The sequence below is a fragment of the uncultured Helicobacter sp. genome (genome assembly GCF_949282165.1).
Lineage (GTDB): Bacteria > Campylobacterota > Campylobacteria > Campylobacterales > Helicobacteraceae > Helicobacter_F.
On record NZ_CASDOV010000022.1, the window covers coordinates 13,955 to 29,811 of the forward strand.

Consider the following 15,857-nt stretch of genomic DNA (forward strand, 5'->3'; position numbering starts at 1 on the left):
ATTTAAAAACTCTTTGGCTAGCCGTGGAGGCCATCATAGCGATGAGCTAGGCTCTAGGGCTTGTGCGTTTTCTTTCTGTGTCTGCTCGAGATACCCCTCGCTTACGAGCATTTCTACGATCTCTTTAAATATCGGAGCGGCGGTGCGCCCGCCATAATAGTCGTTTTGGATATGAGATTGGAAAACGACGACGCCGATGGTATAAGTGCGCTTAGAATCTTTAGCAAAGCCAAAAAACGAGCCGTTGTATTGATCGATATACTCGCCGTTTTTGGCGATTTTTGCCGTGCCTGTCTTGCCCCCGACTATCACATTTTCTACCAAAGCGGGCTTGCCCGTGCCCTTTTGCACCACTGCAATGAGCAAATCCTCTAGCTTGTGCGCGACACTAGATGAGAGAATCTGTATGGGCGTGGGCGTGGGGAGGCTGTATCGCTGCGAGTCTTGCGCGCTGATATGCTGGGTGATGCGCGGAGTGGGCAGATACCCGCCATTGCTAAAGCTCGCATACGCGCGCATAAGCTGCATAAAAGTCGTCTGCAGCCCATATCCATAGCTTATGGTTGCCTTGGTCGCTTCCTCGATATTGAGGCGGCGCACGCTAGGGATCGTGCCGCGCTTCTCATAGGGCAGATCGATCCCAGTGAGCTCTGAAAACCCAAAGGCTCTTAGCGCGGTGTGGAGCTCTGTGGAGCTTAGGGGCGCGGCGAGCTTTACCATACCGATATTGCTAGAGCGTAGCAGGATATCCTCTGGCGTGCCTTTGGCGAGGATACTGCTATCGCGGATTGTGTAGTTGCGTAGCTTATACACGCCGCCCTCTAAGTCGATCACTTGTGCGGGGTTGATTTTGTTTTTCTCAAGCAAAATGGCATAGATGATTGGCTTAATCGTGCTGCCGGGCTCATAAACGCGCTCTAGCGCGCTAAGGTTTAGCGATGAGTAGTCCCTAATCTCGCGCAGAGTCCCCGGATTAAACCGATTAGAAGTCGCTAGTGCCAAAAACCGCCCACTATGAGAATTCATAACGCCTGCGATGACTTCTTGGACATTGTAGCGGGATTTTGCCCTATCGAGGATCCCTTCAAGCTTGTGCTGCACGCGTAGCGGAATGCTTAGCGTTATATCAAAGCCATCTTGGCGCGTTTTTTTGATGGCTTCTTTGTCGATGATGACATTAAAGCCCACATCGCGCTTGCCTATAATCTCGCCATCTTGCTTGGAGGAGAGGATATCGTTGTAATATTTTTCCACGCCCTTTAGCCCATACACGCGCGTGATACCGCTGCTCTCGCCCTTTTTGACATAGCCTATGAGTGGCTCTAGCAGGCTTTTGTAGGGATAGGCGCGGTTGTTGCCACTCACTTCTATGCTAAGTCCTTGCTTAGGGATTACCACGCCCTTGGCGTTTTCGTATTCTCTAAACACATCATAGCGCAGTAAGATGAGATTGAGCTTTTTGAGATTGGTGGCTATGCTATTGCTTAGGTTGTAGGAGAGCACGACATTGCCCTTAGCGAGGAATTTCGCCTCGATTTGCGCTTTGTCAATCCCGCTGTAGATGCAAAAAAGATTGATAAAGAGCTCCTTTTTGTCCGGATCGATACTTTGGGTGTTGATACTTGCCTTGTAGAGATTGGAGCTAGAGGCGACTTCAAAGCCATCGAGGCTAAAGATCGAGCCGCGCAGGGCGGTATCGATTTTGGTGCTTTGGAGCGTGGGGATTTTACGCGGGGTTACGATTTTGACATAGACGATTGAGAGGAATATGATAAAACAGACAAGGAGGATAAAAAAAATGCCTAAAATAACAGAGACTCGTTTGTTTTCCATAATGCTTTGGCGCGCGTCTAGGCGTGATTACACCTGTGTGCGCAAAATCTCTTTATAAGCGTTGATGGCTTTGTTGCGAACCTCTAGCATTACCTTCATACTATTTTCAGCCTTTGAGATTGCGATAGCGGCTTGGTGCAAGTCTTTGATCTGCCCTGTCGCCATATCGGCTAGAGCTTTTTCAGAAGTCTGCTGCTGGGTATTGACAGCATCGATGGTATTAGTAAGCGTCTGGGCAAAGTCAAGCCCGTCCTTTGTAGTGGGAAGCGGTGCGCCACTCTTGGTGGCACTTGGATTCATATCGGGCTTAGTGATATTGCTCCTAATCACGCCAAATTGACTTATCTCAGCCATTTTTCTCTCCTAACTATGCTTGAAACATACTAATGGCATTACTCGCCATATTTTTCGCGCTCTGAAACGCGCTCACATTGGCTTGGTAAGCCCTTGTCGCTTCTATCAAATCGGCCATTTCCACTACGGGATTAACATTTGGATACGCCACATAGCCTTCAGAATTCGCATCTGGGTGGCTTGGATCGTATTTCATCAGTGGTTGGCGATCGTCACGCACGATTTTATGGATATACACGCTCATTATAGCAGGTTTTGGCTCTTTTCCCAAATCCCCCTCATCTAGGGGATCTTCATAGCGCAGTTGGTTATTATCCCTCCCCAAACGCTCGTTTAGAATCTTATTAAAATCAAACGCGCGAAACACCACCTCACGCCTGCGATAAGGCCCACCCTCATCGGTGCGCGTAGTGTTGGCGTTGGCGATATTTGAGGAGATGATATTGGTGCGCACCCTTTGGGCAGAGAGCCCATAGCCGCTGATATCAAAGCTTGACAAAAAGGACATAGCTTAATCCTTATAGGTTTTTTCCAGAATCTAGCGCGTAGCTAAAAATCCCTTTGTGGCGTCTAAGCGCGGAGGTAAGGGCTTGATACATCACGCTATTTTTGCCCATCTCGCTTGTCTCTACATCTAGATCCACGCTATTGCCGTCATTGCGCGCGAGATGCCCATCACGCCAAAACATATCCGCCTTGTCCAATTCAGTGCGCTTGCCATCTATGTGTAGGGGCGAAGTTTTTAGCATTGGCAGCTCCCTGTCGGCGTGCTTTTTAAAGACTTTGTTGCTCTCCCTAGCGAGGTATTGCTCGAAGTTGATATCTTTGGGACGATAAAAGGGTGTATCGACATTGGCGATATTTGAGGAGATGAGATCTTGGCGCAATGAGCGATAATCGAGCGCCTTATACACGAGCGGATAGACTATCGAAGTGTCTTTGAGTGCTTCTAGCATTTGCTTTGCCTTTTGTGGGATTTTTGGGATTTTTAAGCAATTTGTATGCCAAAGATACGCGATTGGGTTGTGCCAAATCGCCTTGCGACTCGCTTAATCTTAGTGAGATCTAAGGTGGGTTTATAGAAAAAGTGCTAACCCAAATGGCGTTCCTGACGCGCTTACACTAAGAGATTCTATAGTTTTGCCAAAAAACGCAGTGAGTGAGCGCGTAAGCGGAGTGAGTGGCAATTTACTTGCCACGAGCGATAACAAATTTTTGCCACAGCAAAATTTGCGTTAAATTATGGACTCTATGAGCGCGATTTTTCCCTTTTGTGTCCTCACTAGCCCTAATTCTTTGAGTTCTTTTAGCACTCTGGAAAGCGATTCTGGGCTCGTGTTTAGCCTCTGTGCAATTTGTCTTTGGGTGAGGTGAGGTAGCTCGCTCTTGTGGTTTTGCAAAAAGCCCTCTACCCTCTCTTTGAGGCTTTGGGAAGTGCGTGAGATGTGGGCTTCTAGGATTTTAATCTTTTGGCAAAGTGAGGCGATAAATGAGAGGCAAAACTCTGAATCCCCTATACATTGCTTTTTAAAAACCTCCAAACCAATCTCTAAAATCTCGCATTCTCCCACACACACCGCGCTCGCAGGGTAGGCAAGCCCTAGGAAGCTAGGCATTTCAGCGATGAAACTTGGCGCACAAATGTGGTGCAAAGTCGCCTCTTGCGCGCCATTTGTCTTGTAGATTCTCACTTTGCCCCCTAAAAGCACTAAAAGTTTCTTTGGCATCTCACCTTCAAAAAACAAAATCTCTGCATTATTATAGAATCTCTTATGCCCCACACCATAGAGCATTTTAAACACATTTTGCATACAAAGTCCTAGAATTTTATGTGAAGTATAGCAAAAATTAACGGGTATCAATTTTTATTTTTATGAGATTTGTTATCATTACACATAAGGCATTCAGCTTTGAGCGACTTTTTAGGGAATCTACGCTCGGTGCTCGGTCACTTACGCTTAAGTAAGCTCCCTTCGCCCCTCGCTTGATAACCCTAAAAATTCATCTCAAATCTTAGAATGCCAAGGGCAAGCCATACACAGAATCTAAGGCAAGTTCAAAATCTAAAAAGGCTTAGATTCTAAAAAATCTCAAGCAATTATAGAATCTGCCATTTTAGAGAATCTCATCAAGGCTTGCCAGAAATTCTAGGATTGTGCGTAAGATTTAAATGTTGTGCAAGGCGAGGCGCAAGGAGCTACCTAAGCGGTAGTGACTAAGCCGAGCTAGAATCTTGAATTACAAGGAGAATATTATGGACGCTCTCTATCCTTATTTTTTAACCCTCCACCTCATCTGCGCAATTATTTTCTTAGGCTTCATCTTTGCTGATGTGGTGCTGCTCACGCCCATTAGGAAGATTCTAGGCGATGAGTTTGCCGATAAGATGTGGGGTGTGATTAGCAAAAGAGGTGGCAAGATTATGCCGCTTTGCCTGCTGCTTTTGGTGCTCAGTGGCGGGGCGATGATAAGCCGCTATATCGGGAGTGAGGCGGGGTATTTTAGCACGAGCTTGCAGCAATTTTTGGTGATAAAGGTATTTTTAGCCCTGCTCATCGTGCTTGCCGTCATCACCTCGCTAACTTTCCACCATATCCTCAAAAAGCCCAACCCTTTGGCAAAAATCATTCATCCCCTAGCTTTGGTGCTTGGGCTTTTTATCGTCGTTTTGGCAAAATTTGCATTTTATTTTTAAGGAGATTGCAATGAAGTATGAAACACTTTGTGTTGAAGGCATTGAGCGGCTTATGGATATTTTTTATGCCAAAATTCGCACGGATACAAATGGCGTGGGCGAGATTTTTAACAACGCCATTGGCACAAGCGATGCGGAGTGGGAGGCACATAAGAAAAAGATTGGTAATTTTTGGCAGGGAATGCTGCTAGGAATGGGAGACTATCAGGGGCAGCCGCTCAAAGCGCACCTAGACTTGCCTCGCTTTCCTAGGGAGTTTTTTGGCATTTGGCTTGGGCTCTTTGAGGAGAGTTTGCACCAAGTCTTTAGCCCAGAGATTGCCGCACAGATACTGCAGAGGGCACAGATGATCGCGGGGAGATTCCAATATATGCTGTATGAGAGCGGGCATTAAAGAAGCAATCGCTATCGTCCCTCATTGTTTAGCAGAGAATCTAGCTCTTGGAGATCGTCCTCATTGAGCTCATAGGGTATCTCCTCGCCTGCATTGTTTAGATTCTCATAGCGCGAGGGATCGTATTCATAGATTGTTTGGTTATTGACCTTAAAGCTCTGCGCGCCATCGTGGATTTGGTGGTATCGGAGCGTGATACCGTATGTAGAATCCTCTTGCTTGATGAAATACTCGCTGATACCCTCAAGTATCGTGTCAAAATCTCCCATATCTTTGTATCGGGATAGAATCTCGTGTGCAGGGAGCTTGCTAGAGAGAGCGAAGTTGAATTCCCCAAACTCAGGCGTTATCTGCCCATCGCCAGAGTAGGTGAGCTTGTTGCCATTAAGCAGGAATGATGAGTTTGTGATCGCTAGTTTTGGGTTGCTTACGAGGATTGTGTGGATTTTTTGCTCAAACTCCTCGCTGTTCTCAAGCAAAAACGCGTAAGGATCGTTGAGCGTGCTTAGGTATTCTATCGCGTTCTCGTGGAGGTTTGCAATCTCTAGAGTGCTTGCAAAATCCGTAATATCTAGCTTGAAGTTTCTAAAATCCTCTGGCGCATAGGGCGTGTCGGTGGCTATCACGAGGCTTTTTATCGCAAAGTCCGCAATCATATCGCCAATATCTGCAGAAGTGCCGAGCTTTTCTGTGGCTTTGAGGCTAAAATCATTAAGGCTTAGCCTAAAGTCAGAGAATCCTGCAAATTCGAGAGATTGTATGCTTAGCTTGCTTTTGCCCGCTAGGATTTTTGGCTCCTTGATGTAGGCTAAGAAGGCTTGGTAATCAAGCGGCGTGTCGTATGAGCCCTCCATAACGAGATTTGTGAGCCCAAATTGTTTGCTATCTTCTTTGAACAAAATCTCGGGGATATGTAGCGCCGCGTTTTTGAGTGCGAAGTCTTTGGTAGCGTGCAGCGTGAGTGAAGTGTTTTTGAGCACGAGCGTGTCTTTGCCCCCGCGCCAATTGTCTCTATCAATCTGCAGATCGCTAAGGCGCAGAGCGAGTGTCGTGCCGCTTAGCTCTATCACGCCGATTTTACCCTCACTAAAGAGCGCTTGTGAATCTGGCGAAGAGAGAGAAAACACAGAAGTGCCAAAAGGGAGATTGGAAAACTGCGCATCGATATACAGGACGCTGCTGGCGTGCTGGGCATTAAATTTAAGCGTCAGCGTGCCGCTTGAGTGCAGCAAGCCGCTTTTATACGGCGAGGCTTCAAGACTCATATCGATCTCATCGGCAAGCTCTAAGAGTATTGTAGAATCAAGTCCTTGCGATTCCCACAGAGGTTTGAGCGCGGAGGCGATGCGTGCTTTAAGATCGTTGATATCTGCTTGGGTGATTTGCTCGTAATGGGCTTTATTAAGGCTATTAATATACAAGCTCGAGCTTACAAAAGCCCCTGCTACAAGCACGATGAGCACAAGGCTAGCGATGAGTTTTTTTGTCATTTTCTGTCCTTTTGGTGTGTTAGTGAGAGAGGCGGATTATACACAAAGATTCTATGGTATAGCAATATAGCGGGCATATCTTGTCTTACGGGGGATTTAAGCATTTTTTCAAACTCTATGCTATATAATCACGCTTTTGCTTCTGAAACCTTAGCTAAATCTTCAATATGGCTTGATAGCTCAGTCGGTAGAGCAGAAGACTGAAAATCTTCGTGTCGGTGGTTCGATTCCGCCTCAAGCCACCATTATCCTTAACCACTCTTGATATTTTATTTGCTTTGTTGGCAAAAGCCACCGATGACGATTTTCCCCCTTTGAAACCAAAAATGTTTTTTGTTATAATCCACGCACAAAAGCCAAAGCGGCTGAAAAATAGTTGTGACCACACTTTAAGTAATCCAATGCAAAGGGAGATTTTATGTTGGCGACATTAGAAATACTAAATGCCGATGAGGCACTATTAAAGGCACTAAGAAGCGTTGTCAAACTGCATCCTCAAGCAACATTGAAGATAAAAAAGCACAATGCAGCGCCTACAAAATACCCCAAAGAGTTTCTCAAAAGCTTAGATGAAGCCCAGAGAGAGTTTCAAGAGCAAAAGAAAAATGGCACACTCAAGCTATATAGTAGCGTTGAAGAAGCCTTTAAGGCAGAGGGGATTATTTAGCGGTGTATCAGCTCTATCTAAGCACGAGATTCATTAAAGATACTAAGAAGCTCAATGCCAAAGATTTGCAGCAAATTATGAATATCTTACAGAGACTTTGTAATGATGAAGTCTTAGAGCCAAAGTATAGAGATCACGCACTAAGCGGCAAATACTCAAAATGTAGAGATTGTCATATCAAACCTGATTTAGTGTTAGTGTATGAAAAGAAATAGGTTACGAGAGAAGTGTGGATTACTATGAGTTATGTGGGTAAGGCACCACCTGCCACAGAGGGGCAAGTGGCGTTGCTACTAGGATTATACCCCGCGACTAGTTGAGAAGTCGGAGGATATTTTGCTGTACTGCGTTGGCTTGAGAGAGCGCGTAGCTTCCAGATTGAGCCAAGATATTTAGCTTGCTAAATTCAGAGCTTTCAGCAGCAAAATCCACTTCTCGGATTTGAGATTCAGCAGCCTTGACATTGACTTGAGTAACGGTAATGTTATTGACAGTGCTTACCATTTGTCCTTGGACAGAACCCAAATCAGCGCGGATTCTATCAAGGATTTTTTGCGCAGATTCTGCGATATCCATCGTCACCATCGCACCTCTTAGGCTTGTCACCCCAGCACCGAGGTTAAGCCCCTCATTGACAAGCACGCCATTAAAGTTGCCACCAGAGGCTGAACGCACATCTTTATCAAACGAACCTGTAACATCACGCAAGTTTAGTGTAGCTTCTGCCACAGCTTGTCCTGCACCATAGCCAGTCGCACTGATACCTGTCCCGCTCACCACGATATCTCTAGCGTCTGTGCGCACCATTGAGAGTCGTCCGAGATTCCAGTTGCCGCCACCTGTTGCAGTTCCCGCGATGGATTTACCATTATTCACATTTTCGATAGCGAGCACGCCTGCACCTGCACCCTGCTGCACCGCACCTGTAGTAGAGAATTGTATCCCGCGTCCATCAGTGCTTCGCAAATTTAGTCGTCCGAGATTGTCTGTGTAAGCCTCCACGCCCGTATCCATCGTAGTAGCGTTAATCGCCTGCACCAAGCGGCCATCGCTATCGTTGTCTTTAATGCCCACAATATCGCCCAGTGAAATGCCATTGAGCACCACGCCGCCCAGACTTCCAGCTTTTACTGCCTCATCTGAAGTCGTGATGACATTGGCAGTGGCGCGGATACCTGTTTTGTCAGAGTTTTTGTTGATAACCTCCACAAGTGCGCCAAGTCCTGTGCCCGCAGATGATGAGATTTTTACAGATTCTAGCTCCACATCATTGACCCCATCGACATTCACGAATTTCAACTTCACTTCGCCAGTAGCGGTAACATTCTGCCCTGTCTCTAGGCGCACCTGTCCGACTTTGTTTGAAGTCGTCGCACCGATAGAGGCCTTAATAGTTTGGTTAGAATACGCACCCACTTGGAATTCTTTATTAGTAAATGCACCAGAGAGCAACGCCATACCATTATAAGTCGTGGTGTTACCGATATTGTCCAAACCTTCGATAAGACGCTTGATGTCTGCTTGGATAGCTTGGCGAGATTGGGTAGATTGCCCATCTTGTCCAGCTTGCACCGCTTTGACTTTGATTGTATCTAGGATTTTTAGCTGCTCATCCATCGCTTTATCCGCGATTTGGATAATCCCCATACCATCGTTTGTGTTTTTGATAGCCTGACCGAGCGCACTTGCTTGAGAGCGCAAACTATCGGCAATCGTCATACCTGAAGAGTCATCTGCCGCCTTATTAATCCTAAGACCAGAGCTCAACTTCTCCAGCGAGTTTTTCATATTGTATTGGGTGAATGTCCCTTGAGCCGCCGCGTTAAGCGCGTTTATGTTGGTATTGACTTGGAAAGCCATGATATACTCCTTTATGTGTTTTCTTACACTTCCTTGTGCAAGTTATGAGCTAAATCGGACGCGAGACAAAAATTTAAATATTTTTTTGGTAGAATTGCCCGAAATTGAAGATGCAAGGCAAGTTATGGATATACAATTTATCAATTTGAAGGCACAATACAAGGCTTACAAAGATGAGATAGATGCCGCGATAGCTGAAGTGTTAGATTCTAGTGCGTATGTGATGGGGGCGAGTGTGGGCGAGCTAGAATCTAATTTGAGCGCGTTTTGTGGTGCGCGGTATGCGCGTGCCGTCTCTAGTGGCACCGACGCGCTGCTCATCGCGCTCCTTGCCCTTGGGGTGGGGCGAGATGATGAGGTTATCACTACGCCTTTTACCTTTATCGCGACTGCCGAGATGATAGCACTTTTGGGCGCAAAGCCTGTGTTTGTGGATATCGATGAGACGACTTATAATATCGATCCTGACAAGATAGAATCTGCCATCACGCCCCGCACCAAAGCCATCATACCCGTGAGCCTGTATGGACTGCCTGCGGATATGGATAGGATAAATGCTCTAGCCAAAGCCCACAATCTCGCTGTGATAGAAGACGCGTGCCAGAGCTTTGGGGCGACTTATAAGGGCAGATATTCGGGCAATCTCTCTACCATTGGCGTAACGAGCTTTTTCCCCTCTAAGCCGCTTGGGTGCTATGGCGATGGGGGCGCGGTGTTTTGTGACGACAAAGAGCTAGATTCTAAAATCGGCTCTCTCCTCAATCACGGACAAACCGCACGCTATATCCACAAATACATCGGGCTTAATGCACGGCTAGATTCACTCCAATGCGCGGTGCTCAATGTCAAGCTCAAGCACTTCCGCGAGGAGATTACCAAGCGGGAGCAAATCGCTAGAATCTACACAGAAAATCTCGCTCATCTCAACTCTAAAGCCCTTATCCTGCCCATAATCCCACAAGGATACACGAGCGTGTATGCGCAGTATTCGGTGCGGCTGCTTAGGGGCGAGCGCGAGGCGGTGCTAGAGGCATTGCAGCACAGAGGCGTGCCCACGGCGGTGCATTACCCACTGCCGCTACACCTCCAAGAATCTTTTGCCTATCTAGGCTATACTAGGGGGGATTTCCCCGTGAGTGAGCAAATCGCGCGCGAGATTTTTTCACTGCCCTTTAGTGCGTTTTTGGACAAGCAAGAGCAAAGCCACATTATAGAATCTCTCAATGCCATTTTAAGCTAGGTGGCGATGATGGAGCGCAAAATCGTAAAAATCGGACTGCTTGGCATTGGCAAAATGGGGCAAAACCACCTACGCAACCTCAATCTCCTAAAAAATGTCGAAGTGAGTTTCATCTATGATGTCAATAAAGAGCTGCTAGAAAAAAGTGCCAAAGAGTTTGGCGTGTATGCGCTACAAAGTGAGAGTGAGCTAGAGAGCGCGCTTAGCGATAGCGATGGCGTGATCATCGTTACGCCTACTTTCACGCATTTTGACTATATCCAAAAGGTAAGCGATCATATCAAAAATATCTTTGTCGAAAAGCCCCTAACCGATACGCTCGATAGCACGCAAATCATCGTCGATGCCGCACGCGATAAGAATCTGCGCATCCAAGTGGGCTTTATCGAGCGATACAATCCCGCAATCACGGCTCTAAGGGAGCTGCTTAAAAACTCTCCGCGGATTTTTAGTATCGACTTTGTGCGCACTAATAAGATGAGCAATCGCATAACCGATGTCGATGTGGTGATGGATTTGATGATTCACGATATTGATTTGAGTTTGCTTTTTAACGGAGAGGCGCGCGAGGTGCAGGCTCACGGCGTGATCATCAATGGTATGATAGAGTATGCCCGCGCCATCATCACGCACAAAAATGGCGCGTTTAGCACCATCACCGCTTCACGCATTACTGAAAAGAGAATCCGCCAAATCACGGCAACTTGCGAGGATATGTATATCGATTGTAACCTGCTAAGCAAAGAAGTGCTTGTCAATAAGCAAACCATCGAGCAGCATTTGCACAATATCTCCATATCCTCGCGCAGTGAGAGCATAGAGGTGCGTCCGCAGGAGGCGCTGCTCCTAGAGCTTTTGGACTTTAGCAATATGTGCCGCGCTAGTGCCAAAGATACTCATATGAGAGATACCCACGCGCAGGATACAAACGAAATCGCGCCCAATGAAATCGATGGACAAAACGCAATGAAAATCGCTAATCAAATACAAAATCTCATCTACAACAAATACTAAAGGCAAGGCAATGAATCCAAAAGAAATTTTTTTGTGCTCTATTTGTAATGTAACCTCTGGGAATTGCGCGGAGGATTGCAAATACTGCACGCAGTCCTCACACTACCACACCAATATCCCCACCTACAAAAACAAGCCCATAGATTCTATCCTCCAAGAAGCGCGTAGCCTCAAAGAATACGGCGCGCTTGGGTTTTGTCTCGTAACTTCTGGGCGCGGACTAGATTCTAAAAAATGCGAGTATATCGCGCAGGCTGCAAGGGCTATCAAAGAGGCGGATTTGGGACTGCATATCATCGCGTGCTGTGGGCGTGCGGATTTAGATTCACTCAAATACCTCAAGGCAAATGGCGTAGATAGCTACAACCACAACCTAGAGACTTCAAAAAACTTTTTCCCACACATTTGTAGCACGCACACTTGGACTGAGCGTTTTGAGACTTGTGAAAACGCGCTAAAAGCCGAGCTTGGGCTGTGCTCGGGCGGGATTTTTGGGCTAGGGGAGAGCTGGGAGGATAGAATCGATATGCTCAAAATGCTCCAGATTCTCACCCCGCATTCTAGTCCGATTAATTTTTATATCGCCAACCCAAACCTGCCCATCGATGTGCCAAAGCTTAGCAAAGAGGAGGCGCTTGATTGCGTGGCGTTGGCGCGGGAGTTTTTGCCCAAAACGCGGCTGATGATTGCCGGCGGGCGGGAGCATATCTTTGGCGAGGATCAAAAGAGCTTGTTTGAATGCGGGATAAATGCCGTGGTGCTAGGGGATTATCTCACGACTAAGGGTGAAGCGCCCAAAAAAGATGTGGAGCGCATACTCTCCTATGGCTATGTCGCAGCGAGTAGTTGCCACTAACGCTTAGGTGCTGATGAAAAAGCTAGAGTGGCTAACAAACACAGATACCAAGGCACTTGTGCGCAAGGCGCGCCTTGAGTGCAGCAGAATCTATGCGTTTTTTGACAAGCAGCTTATCTATGCCGCCTCGCTTAGCTTTTATACGATTTTTGCGCTTATTCCGATGTTGCTCATTCTCTTTTCGGTTTTGCTCAATCTCCCGCAGTTTCAAGATGAGGTTTTGGAGCTAAAGGAGCTCATCCTCTCAAACCTCCTGCCCACCAACACTGATACCTTTTCACAATACCTCGATACGCTTTTGCAAAATAGCTCTAGGCTGGGGACTATGGGGCTTGTGTATGTGCTCATCACCTCGATTTTGTTTTTTCGCAATTTTGAATATATCACAGCTAAGATGTTCAACTCAAGCCCGCGCAAATTTTTTGATTCTGTGGTGGTGTATTGGACGATGATCACTTTGTTTCCGATGTCGCTAGCACTCTCTATTTATTTTAGTGGCGAGGTGCAGCGGTATCTAAACGATGTGGCGGACTTTAGCCTGCTTTTTAAGATTCTGCCCTATTGCATCACTTGGAGTATGTTTTTTGTGCTTTTTAAAATCTCAGCAAACAAGGCACTGCGGTTTTTCCCCCTGCTGCTCTCTAGTCTAGGCACGACGATTGTGTGGCTTATCACCAAATGGGGCTTTGTGTATTATGCGTTTTACAACCAAACATATAAGAGCATTTATGGACAGATTTCGATTTTGCTTTTTTTGATGCTGTGGATTTATGTTTCGTGGATTGTGATTTTGAGCGGTATGCGCTCGTGCGAGGGCTTTATGAGCAATTTTGGCAAAAAGCTTGAGCAAACCTTTGGGGCAGTGAAAATATAGAATCTAGGGCGAGCGATGAGTGTTTTTGGCGAGTATGTTTTTAGCACCACAAATATCGTCGTGATAGGCTTTATCGCGCTTTTTTTGTATGCGGGGTGCTCCTCGGTGGTAGTTAGCACCAAAAATATCGATCCCAAAAAGCTACCAAAAGAGAGCGAGATACCCGCCTTTATCCCGCAGGATACAATGCTTGGCAAGGCGTATGCCAGCGAGCTAAAGATGCGCAAAGGAGAGAGTGGCGCGCTATTGCTAGATGATGGCACACAGGCACTCCTGCATCGTGTCGCGCTCACGCGTATGGCGCAAAAAAGCATTTTTTTGCAGTCTTATATCTACAAAGATGAGCTTGCGTCTAAAGTCTTTATGCACGAGCTTTGGAAGGCTGCAAATCGCGGCGTGCAGGTGCGCATACTCATCGATGACAATGGCTTAGATTCAGACTTTTCAGACATTATCACGCTAGATTCCCACCCAAATATCGATGTCAAGATTTTTAATCCCTACAAAAACCGCTCTAGGATACTCCGCTATCCAGAGATGGTGTATGACTTCAATCGTATCAACCATCGTATGCACAATAAGATTTTTGTAGTCGATGATATCGCGCTCATTATCGGCGGGCGCAATGTCGCAGATGATTATTTTGACAACAACACGCATTTAAACTTCACCGATACCGATGTCGTGTTTATCGGCGAGGTGGCAAAAGCCGCGACGCAGAACTTTATGGCGTATTGGCATTATGAGCGCTCCATACCCGCCACGCTCCTACCCTCAAAACGCTCGATGAAAAGCTATCTCAAAGAGATTGAGGCAACCTCGCGCAGGCTTGCCACCCAGCCTAGTGGCTTTGCCAAATACGACGCGACGATTAGGGATTTTGTGCGCCAATACACTGCCAAGGAGCTCGATATGGCGTGGGGTAGGGCAGTGTTTATCGCAGATATGCCCGATAAGATAGACAAAACCCACCAAAAACGCCCCATCACGGACGCGCTCAAGCAGATTTTTGCGCGCACCAAAAGCGATGTGTATATCGCCGCGGCGTATCTCGTGCCCGGTAAGCACGCATTGGGGGATTTGGATATGCTAAAAAGCCGCGCAGTCTCAGTAAATATCCTCACGAACTCGCTTGCCTCCACGGATTCGTTTGTGGCGTATGCGGCGTGGGAGCGATATCGGGATTATTTTCTCAAAAACGGTGTGCGCGTGTATGAGTATCAGTATGAGGGCAACAGAAAAAATAGCAGGAAAAAAAGCGGCGTGCGCGGGAAGCTGAGCTCGGGTGCGTCGCTGCATAGCAAAACCATCGTGTTTGATGAGCGTATCACTTGGGTGGGGAGCTTCAACCTCGATCAACGCTCCAGCAATCTCAATACAGAATCTGTCGTGGTGTTTGACAACCCCGAGTTTGCTAAGAAAACAAAGGCGCATATCAGAGAGGAAATGGCGGACGCGTGGGAGCTGTGGAGCGTGGATAGCGAGGTGTTTTGGAAGGGGTATAACAAAGATGGGGTGTTTGAGATTCATAGCGCACCGCCAAATGCTAGCCTCTTTTTGCGCTTTTTTAATCTCTTAGCCAAAATCCTGCCAGAAAGTCAGATATGAGATATTTTGTTTGCTTACGCGCTAGGAGGGCTTGCAACCCCCCATCTGCGCTCATCTCAAGCAAACACTACACAAAATCTAGGGAATGCAAACTCTAGGGCTTAGATTCACACTCTAGCCTTGCAGATTCTAAACATTGCAAAATCCCCCAACACACAATCCAGCCAAGATTCACAAAAGCAAAGTGTGGAATCTAGCGCGCTTGCAGAATCTAGCCCGATGGATTCAGAATCTAGGGAGACATAGAATCTAGTTTCAATACTTTAAGATTTAGAATCTAAGCAATATGGAATCTAGAGTGGATTTGGTTTCTAGATTCAGAGTTTTGGTTTTAGATTCAGAATCCAAAACAATTACAGAATCTAAATTTACAGATTCAAAATCCAAACAACTCACACAATCCCCCACTTCAAAAAATTTTGTGTAAGGCTTTGCCCAATATCAATAATGGGCGCGTAAGCGCAAACCGAGCAGAATCTATGCCAATAGATTCTGCCATTTTTGCAGAGCAAAAATCAAATGAGATATGTAGCGCGGTAGCGCATACCACCTCTCGCCCTTGTCGTGGTGTCAAAAATGCTAAAAATGCAGTAGTGCATTTTTAGCATTTTTGACTAGACAAGGAAAAAGCGAGGCACTCTCCCCGATTGCCGTGCCGAAGGCTTGCAAGCAAAGCGCAGCAAAAAAAGCGGCGCTTTATCTTTTTCGGGGCTGGGGAGAGCGGGGAGAGGGGAATACCCCTTTTTGCGAAAAAACAAAGCAATACACAGAAGCTAGAAAGTATTCGTGAGAACACGACTCTAAGAAACTTAGAATCTAGCACAGATTCAGAATCTAGTTCCACAGAACCTAACACAGATTCAAAGATAGACGCAGAATCTAGCGAGATTCTAAAAACACACAACGACAGAATCTAAGCCTAAAAGAATTTGCAGAATCTGCAACACAGAATCCAAGCGGTATAGAATCTAA

20 protein-coding genes and 1 tRNA gene are annotated in these 15,857 nt (G+C 46.5%); 14 read left to right on the top strand and 7 right to left on the bottom strand.

The window, feature by feature from the left end; translation table 11 throughout:
* Positions 1-33 precede the first annotated feature (33 nt).
* The 5 genes from ACH2BK_RS09035 to ACH2BK_RS09055 all read right to left on the bottom strand — a co-directional run bounded on the left by ACH2BK_RS09035 (position 34) and on the right by ACH2BK_RS09055 (position 3,998).
* Entirely contained in the window at positions 34-1,833 is a 1,800-nt protein-coding gene (locus ACH2BK_RS09035; RefSeq protein ID WP_395003498.1) for a peptidoglycan D,D-transpeptidase FtsI family protein, read from the bottom strand.
* Between the two features lie 27 nt (positions 1,834-1,860).
* Positions 1,861-2,187: a flagellar hook-basal body complex protein FliE gene (fliE, locus tag ACH2BK_RS09040; protein ID WP_394997423.1), complete on the bottom strand. Its 327-nt coding sequence runs from the start codon at positions 2,185-2,187 to the stop codon at positions 1,861-1,863.
* A 13-nt stretch (positions 2,188-2,200) separates the two neighbouring features.
* Positions 2,201-2,695, bottom strand: a complete 495-nt coding sequence (flgC, locus tag ACH2BK_RS09045) for a flagellar basal body rod protein FlgC (protein ID WP_394997424.1) — start codon at positions 2,693-2,695, stop codon at positions 2,201-2,203.
* A 10-nt stretch (positions 2,696-2,705) separates the two neighbouring features.
* Positions 2,706-3,143: a flagellar basal body rod protein FlgB gene (flgB, locus tag ACH2BK_RS09050; RefSeq protein WP_394997425.1), complete on the bottom strand. Its 438-nt coding sequence runs from the start codon at positions 3,141-3,143 to the stop codon at positions 2,706-2,708.
* Positions 3,144-3,422: 279 nt separating this feature from the next.
* On the bottom strand, positions 3,423-3,998 hold the full coding sequence (locus ACH2BK_RS09055) for a Crp/Fnr family transcriptional regulator (protein ID WP_395003500.1): 576 nt from the start codon (positions 3,996-3,998) through the stop codon (positions 3,423-3,425).
* Positions 3,999-4,441: 443 nt separating this feature from the next.
* Between ACH2BK_RS09055 and ACH2BK_RS09060 the strand changes: the two genes are divergently transcribed.
* Both ACH2BK_RS09060 and ACH2BK_RS09065 read left to right on the top strand, forming a co-directional pair.
* On the top strand, positions 4,442-4,882 hold the full coding sequence (locus tag ACH2BK_RS09060) for a copper resistance protein CopD (protein ID WP_395003502.1): 441 nt from the start codon (positions 4,442-4,444) through the stop codon (positions 4,880-4,882).
* Between the two features lie 10 nt (positions 4,883-4,892).
* Complete coding sequence (locus ACH2BK_RS09065; protein WP_394997428.1) at positions 4,893-5,276, top strand: group III truncated hemoglobin; 384 nt, start codon at positions 4,893-4,895, stop codon at positions 5,274-5,276.
* 11 nt (positions 5,277-5,287) lie between these two features.
* Here the strand turns inward: ACH2BK_RS09065 and ACH2BK_RS09070 are convergent, their stop codons facing one another.
* A complete protein-coding gene (locus ACH2BK_RS09070; protein ID WP_395003504.1) occupies positions 5,288-6,766 on the bottom strand; it encodes a hypothetical protein in 1,479 nt (492 codons plus the stop codon).
* Between the two features lie 169 nt (positions 6,767-6,935).
* Here ACH2BK_RS09070 and ACH2BK_RS09075 point away from each other — a divergent pair.
* The 3 genes from ACH2BK_RS09075 (at position 6,936) to ACH2BK_RS09085 (ending at position 7,648) form a co-directional block, all read left to right on the top strand.
* Positions 6,936-7,011, top strand: a tRNA-Phe gene (locus ACH2BK_RS09075).
* Positions 7,012-7,184: 173 nt separating this feature from the next.
* A complete protein-coding gene (locus ACH2BK_RS09080) occupies positions 7,185-7,433 on the top strand; it encodes a hypothetical protein (protein WP_394997430.1) in 249 nt (82 codons plus the stop codon).
* Between the two features lie 2 nt (positions 7,434-7,435).
* The gene (locus ACH2BK_RS09085) at positions 7,436-7,648 is read left to right on the top strand and encodes a type II toxin-antitoxin system YafQ family toxin (RefSeq protein WP_395003506.1); all 213 of its coding nucleotides are present in this window, start codon (positions 7,436-7,438) and stop codon (positions 7,646-7,648) included.
* Between the two features lie 97 nt (positions 7,649-7,745).
* On the opposite strand, the gene ACH2BK_RS09090 is transcribed toward ACH2BK_RS09085, so the two are convergent.
* Entirely contained in the window at positions 7,746-9,293 is a 1,548-nt protein-coding gene (locus tag ACH2BK_RS09090; protein WP_394997433.1) for a flagellin A, read from the bottom strand.
* 124 nt (positions 9,294-9,417) lie between these two features.
* Here ACH2BK_RS09090 and ACH2BK_RS09095 point away from each other — a divergent pair, with 124 nt between their 5' ends.
* From ACH2BK_RS09095 to ACH2BK_RS09135, 9 genes are all read left to right on the top strand, one after another.
* On the top strand, positions 9,418-10,533 hold the full coding sequence (locus tag ACH2BK_RS09095; protein WP_395003508.1) for a DegT/DnrJ/EryC1/StrS family aminotransferase: 1,116 nt from the start codon (positions 9,418-9,420) through the stop codon (positions 10,531-10,533).
* A 9-nt stretch (positions 10,534-10,542) separates the two neighbouring features.
* Positions 10,543-11,547, top strand: a complete 1,005-nt coding sequence (locus ACH2BK_RS09100; RefSeq protein ID WP_395003510.1) for a Gfo/Idh/MocA family protein — start codon at positions 10,543-10,545, stop codon at positions 11,545-11,547.
* A 10-nt stretch (positions 11,548-11,557) separates the two neighbouring features.
* The gene (locus ACH2BK_RS09105) at positions 11,558-12,403 is read left to right on the top strand and encodes a biotin synthase (protein WP_394997438.1); all 846 of its coding nucleotides are present in this window, start codon (positions 11,558-11,560) and stop codon (positions 12,401-12,403) included.
* Positions 12,404-12,416: 13 nt separating this feature from the next.
* The gene (locus ACH2BK_RS09110; protein ID WP_394997439.1) at positions 12,417-13,277 is read left to right on the top strand and encodes a YihY family inner membrane protein; all 861 of its coding nucleotides are present in this window, start codon (positions 12,417-12,419) and stop codon (positions 13,275-13,277) included.
* Positions 13,278-13,292: 15 nt separating this feature from the next.
* Positions 13,293-14,885 (top strand): phospholipase D family protein, encoded by a 1,593-nt coding sequence (locus ACH2BK_RS09115; RefSeq protein WP_395003512.1) that lies wholly within the window; start codon positions 13,293-13,295, stop codon positions 14,883-14,885.
* 120 nt (positions 14,886-15,005) lie between these two features.
* Positions 15,006-15,131 (top strand): hypothetical protein, encoded by a 126-nt coding sequence (locus ACH2BK_RS09120; RefSeq protein ID WP_395003514.1) that lies wholly within the window; start codon positions 15,006-15,008, stop codon positions 15,129-15,131.
* Positions 15,132-15,183: 52 nt separating this feature from the next.
* Positions 15,184-15,312 (top strand): hypothetical protein, encoded by a 129-nt coding sequence (locus tag ACH2BK_RS09125; protein ID WP_395003516.1) that lies wholly within the window; start codon positions 15,184-15,186, stop codon positions 15,310-15,312.
* Between the two features lie 4 nt (positions 15,313-15,316).
* Positions 15,317-15,490, top strand: a complete 174-nt coding sequence (locus ACH2BK_RS09130; RefSeq protein WP_395003518.1) for a hypothetical protein — start codon at positions 15,317-15,319, stop codon at positions 15,488-15,490.
* A gap of 42 nt (positions 15,491-15,532) precedes the next feature.
* Positions 15,533-15,802, top strand: a complete 270-nt coding sequence (locus tag ACH2BK_RS09135; RefSeq protein WP_395003520.1) for a hypothetical protein — start codon at positions 15,533-15,535, stop codon at positions 15,800-15,802.
* Positions 15,803-15,857: the final 55 nt, after the last annotated feature.

Coding starts and splice junctions, on each gene's coding strand:
- ACH2BK_RS09035 (WP_395003498.1), bottom strand. CDS start 1,833: ATGGAAAACAAACGAGTCTCTGTTATTTTAGGCATTTTTTTTATCCTC.
- fliE (WP_394997423.1), bottom strand. CDS start 2,187: ATGGCTGAGATAAGTCAATTTGGCGTGATTAGGAGCAATATCACTAAG.
- flgC (WP_394997424.1), bottom strand. CDS start 2,695: ATGTCCTTTTTGTCAAGCTTTGATATCAGCGGCTATGGGCTCTCTGCC.
- flgB (WP_394997425.1), bottom strand. CDS start 3,143: ATGCTAGAAGCACTCAAAGACACTTCGATAGTCTATCCGCTCGTGTAT.
- ACH2BK_RS09055 (WP_395003500.1), bottom strand. CDS start 3,998: ATGCAAAATGTGTTTAAAATGCTCTATGGTGTGGGGCATAAGAGATTC.
- ACH2BK_RS09060 (WP_395003502.1), top strand. CDS start 4,442: ATGGACGCTCTCTATCCTTATTTTTTAACCCTCCACCTCATCTGCGCA.
- ACH2BK_RS09065 (WP_394997428.1), top strand. CDS start 4,893: ATGAAGTATGAAACACTTTGTGTTGAAGGCATTGAGCGGCTTATGGAT.
- ACH2BK_RS09070 (WP_395003504.1), bottom strand. CDS start 6,766: ATGACAAAAAAACTCATCGCTAGCCTTGTGCTCATCGTGCTTGTAGCA.
- ACH2BK_RS09080 (WP_394997430.1), top strand. CDS start 7,185: ATGTTGGCGACATTAGAAATACTAAATGCCGATGAGGCACTATTAAAG.
- ACH2BK_RS09090 (WP_394997433.1), bottom strand. CDS start 9,293: ATGGCTTTCCAAGTCAATACCAACATAAACGCGCTTAACGCGGCGGCT.
- ACH2BK_RS09095 (WP_395003508.1), top strand. CDS start 9,418: ATGGATATACAATTTATCAATTTGAAGGCACAATACAAGGCTTACAAA.
- ACH2BK_RS09100 (WP_395003510.1), top strand. CDS start 10,543: ATGGAGCGCAAAATCGTAAAAATCGGACTGCTTGGCATTGGCAAAATG.
- ACH2BK_RS09105 (WP_394997438.1), top strand. CDS start 11,558: ATGAATCCAAAAGAAATTTTTTTGTGCTCTATTTGTAATGTAACCTCT.
- ACH2BK_RS09110 (WP_394997439.1), top strand. CDS start 12,417: ATGAAAAAGCTAGAGTGGCTAACAAACACAGATACCAAGGCACTTGTG.
- ACH2BK_RS09115 (WP_395003512.1), top strand. CDS start 13,293: ATGAGTGTTTTTGGCGAGTATGTTTTTAGCACCACAAATATCGTCGTG.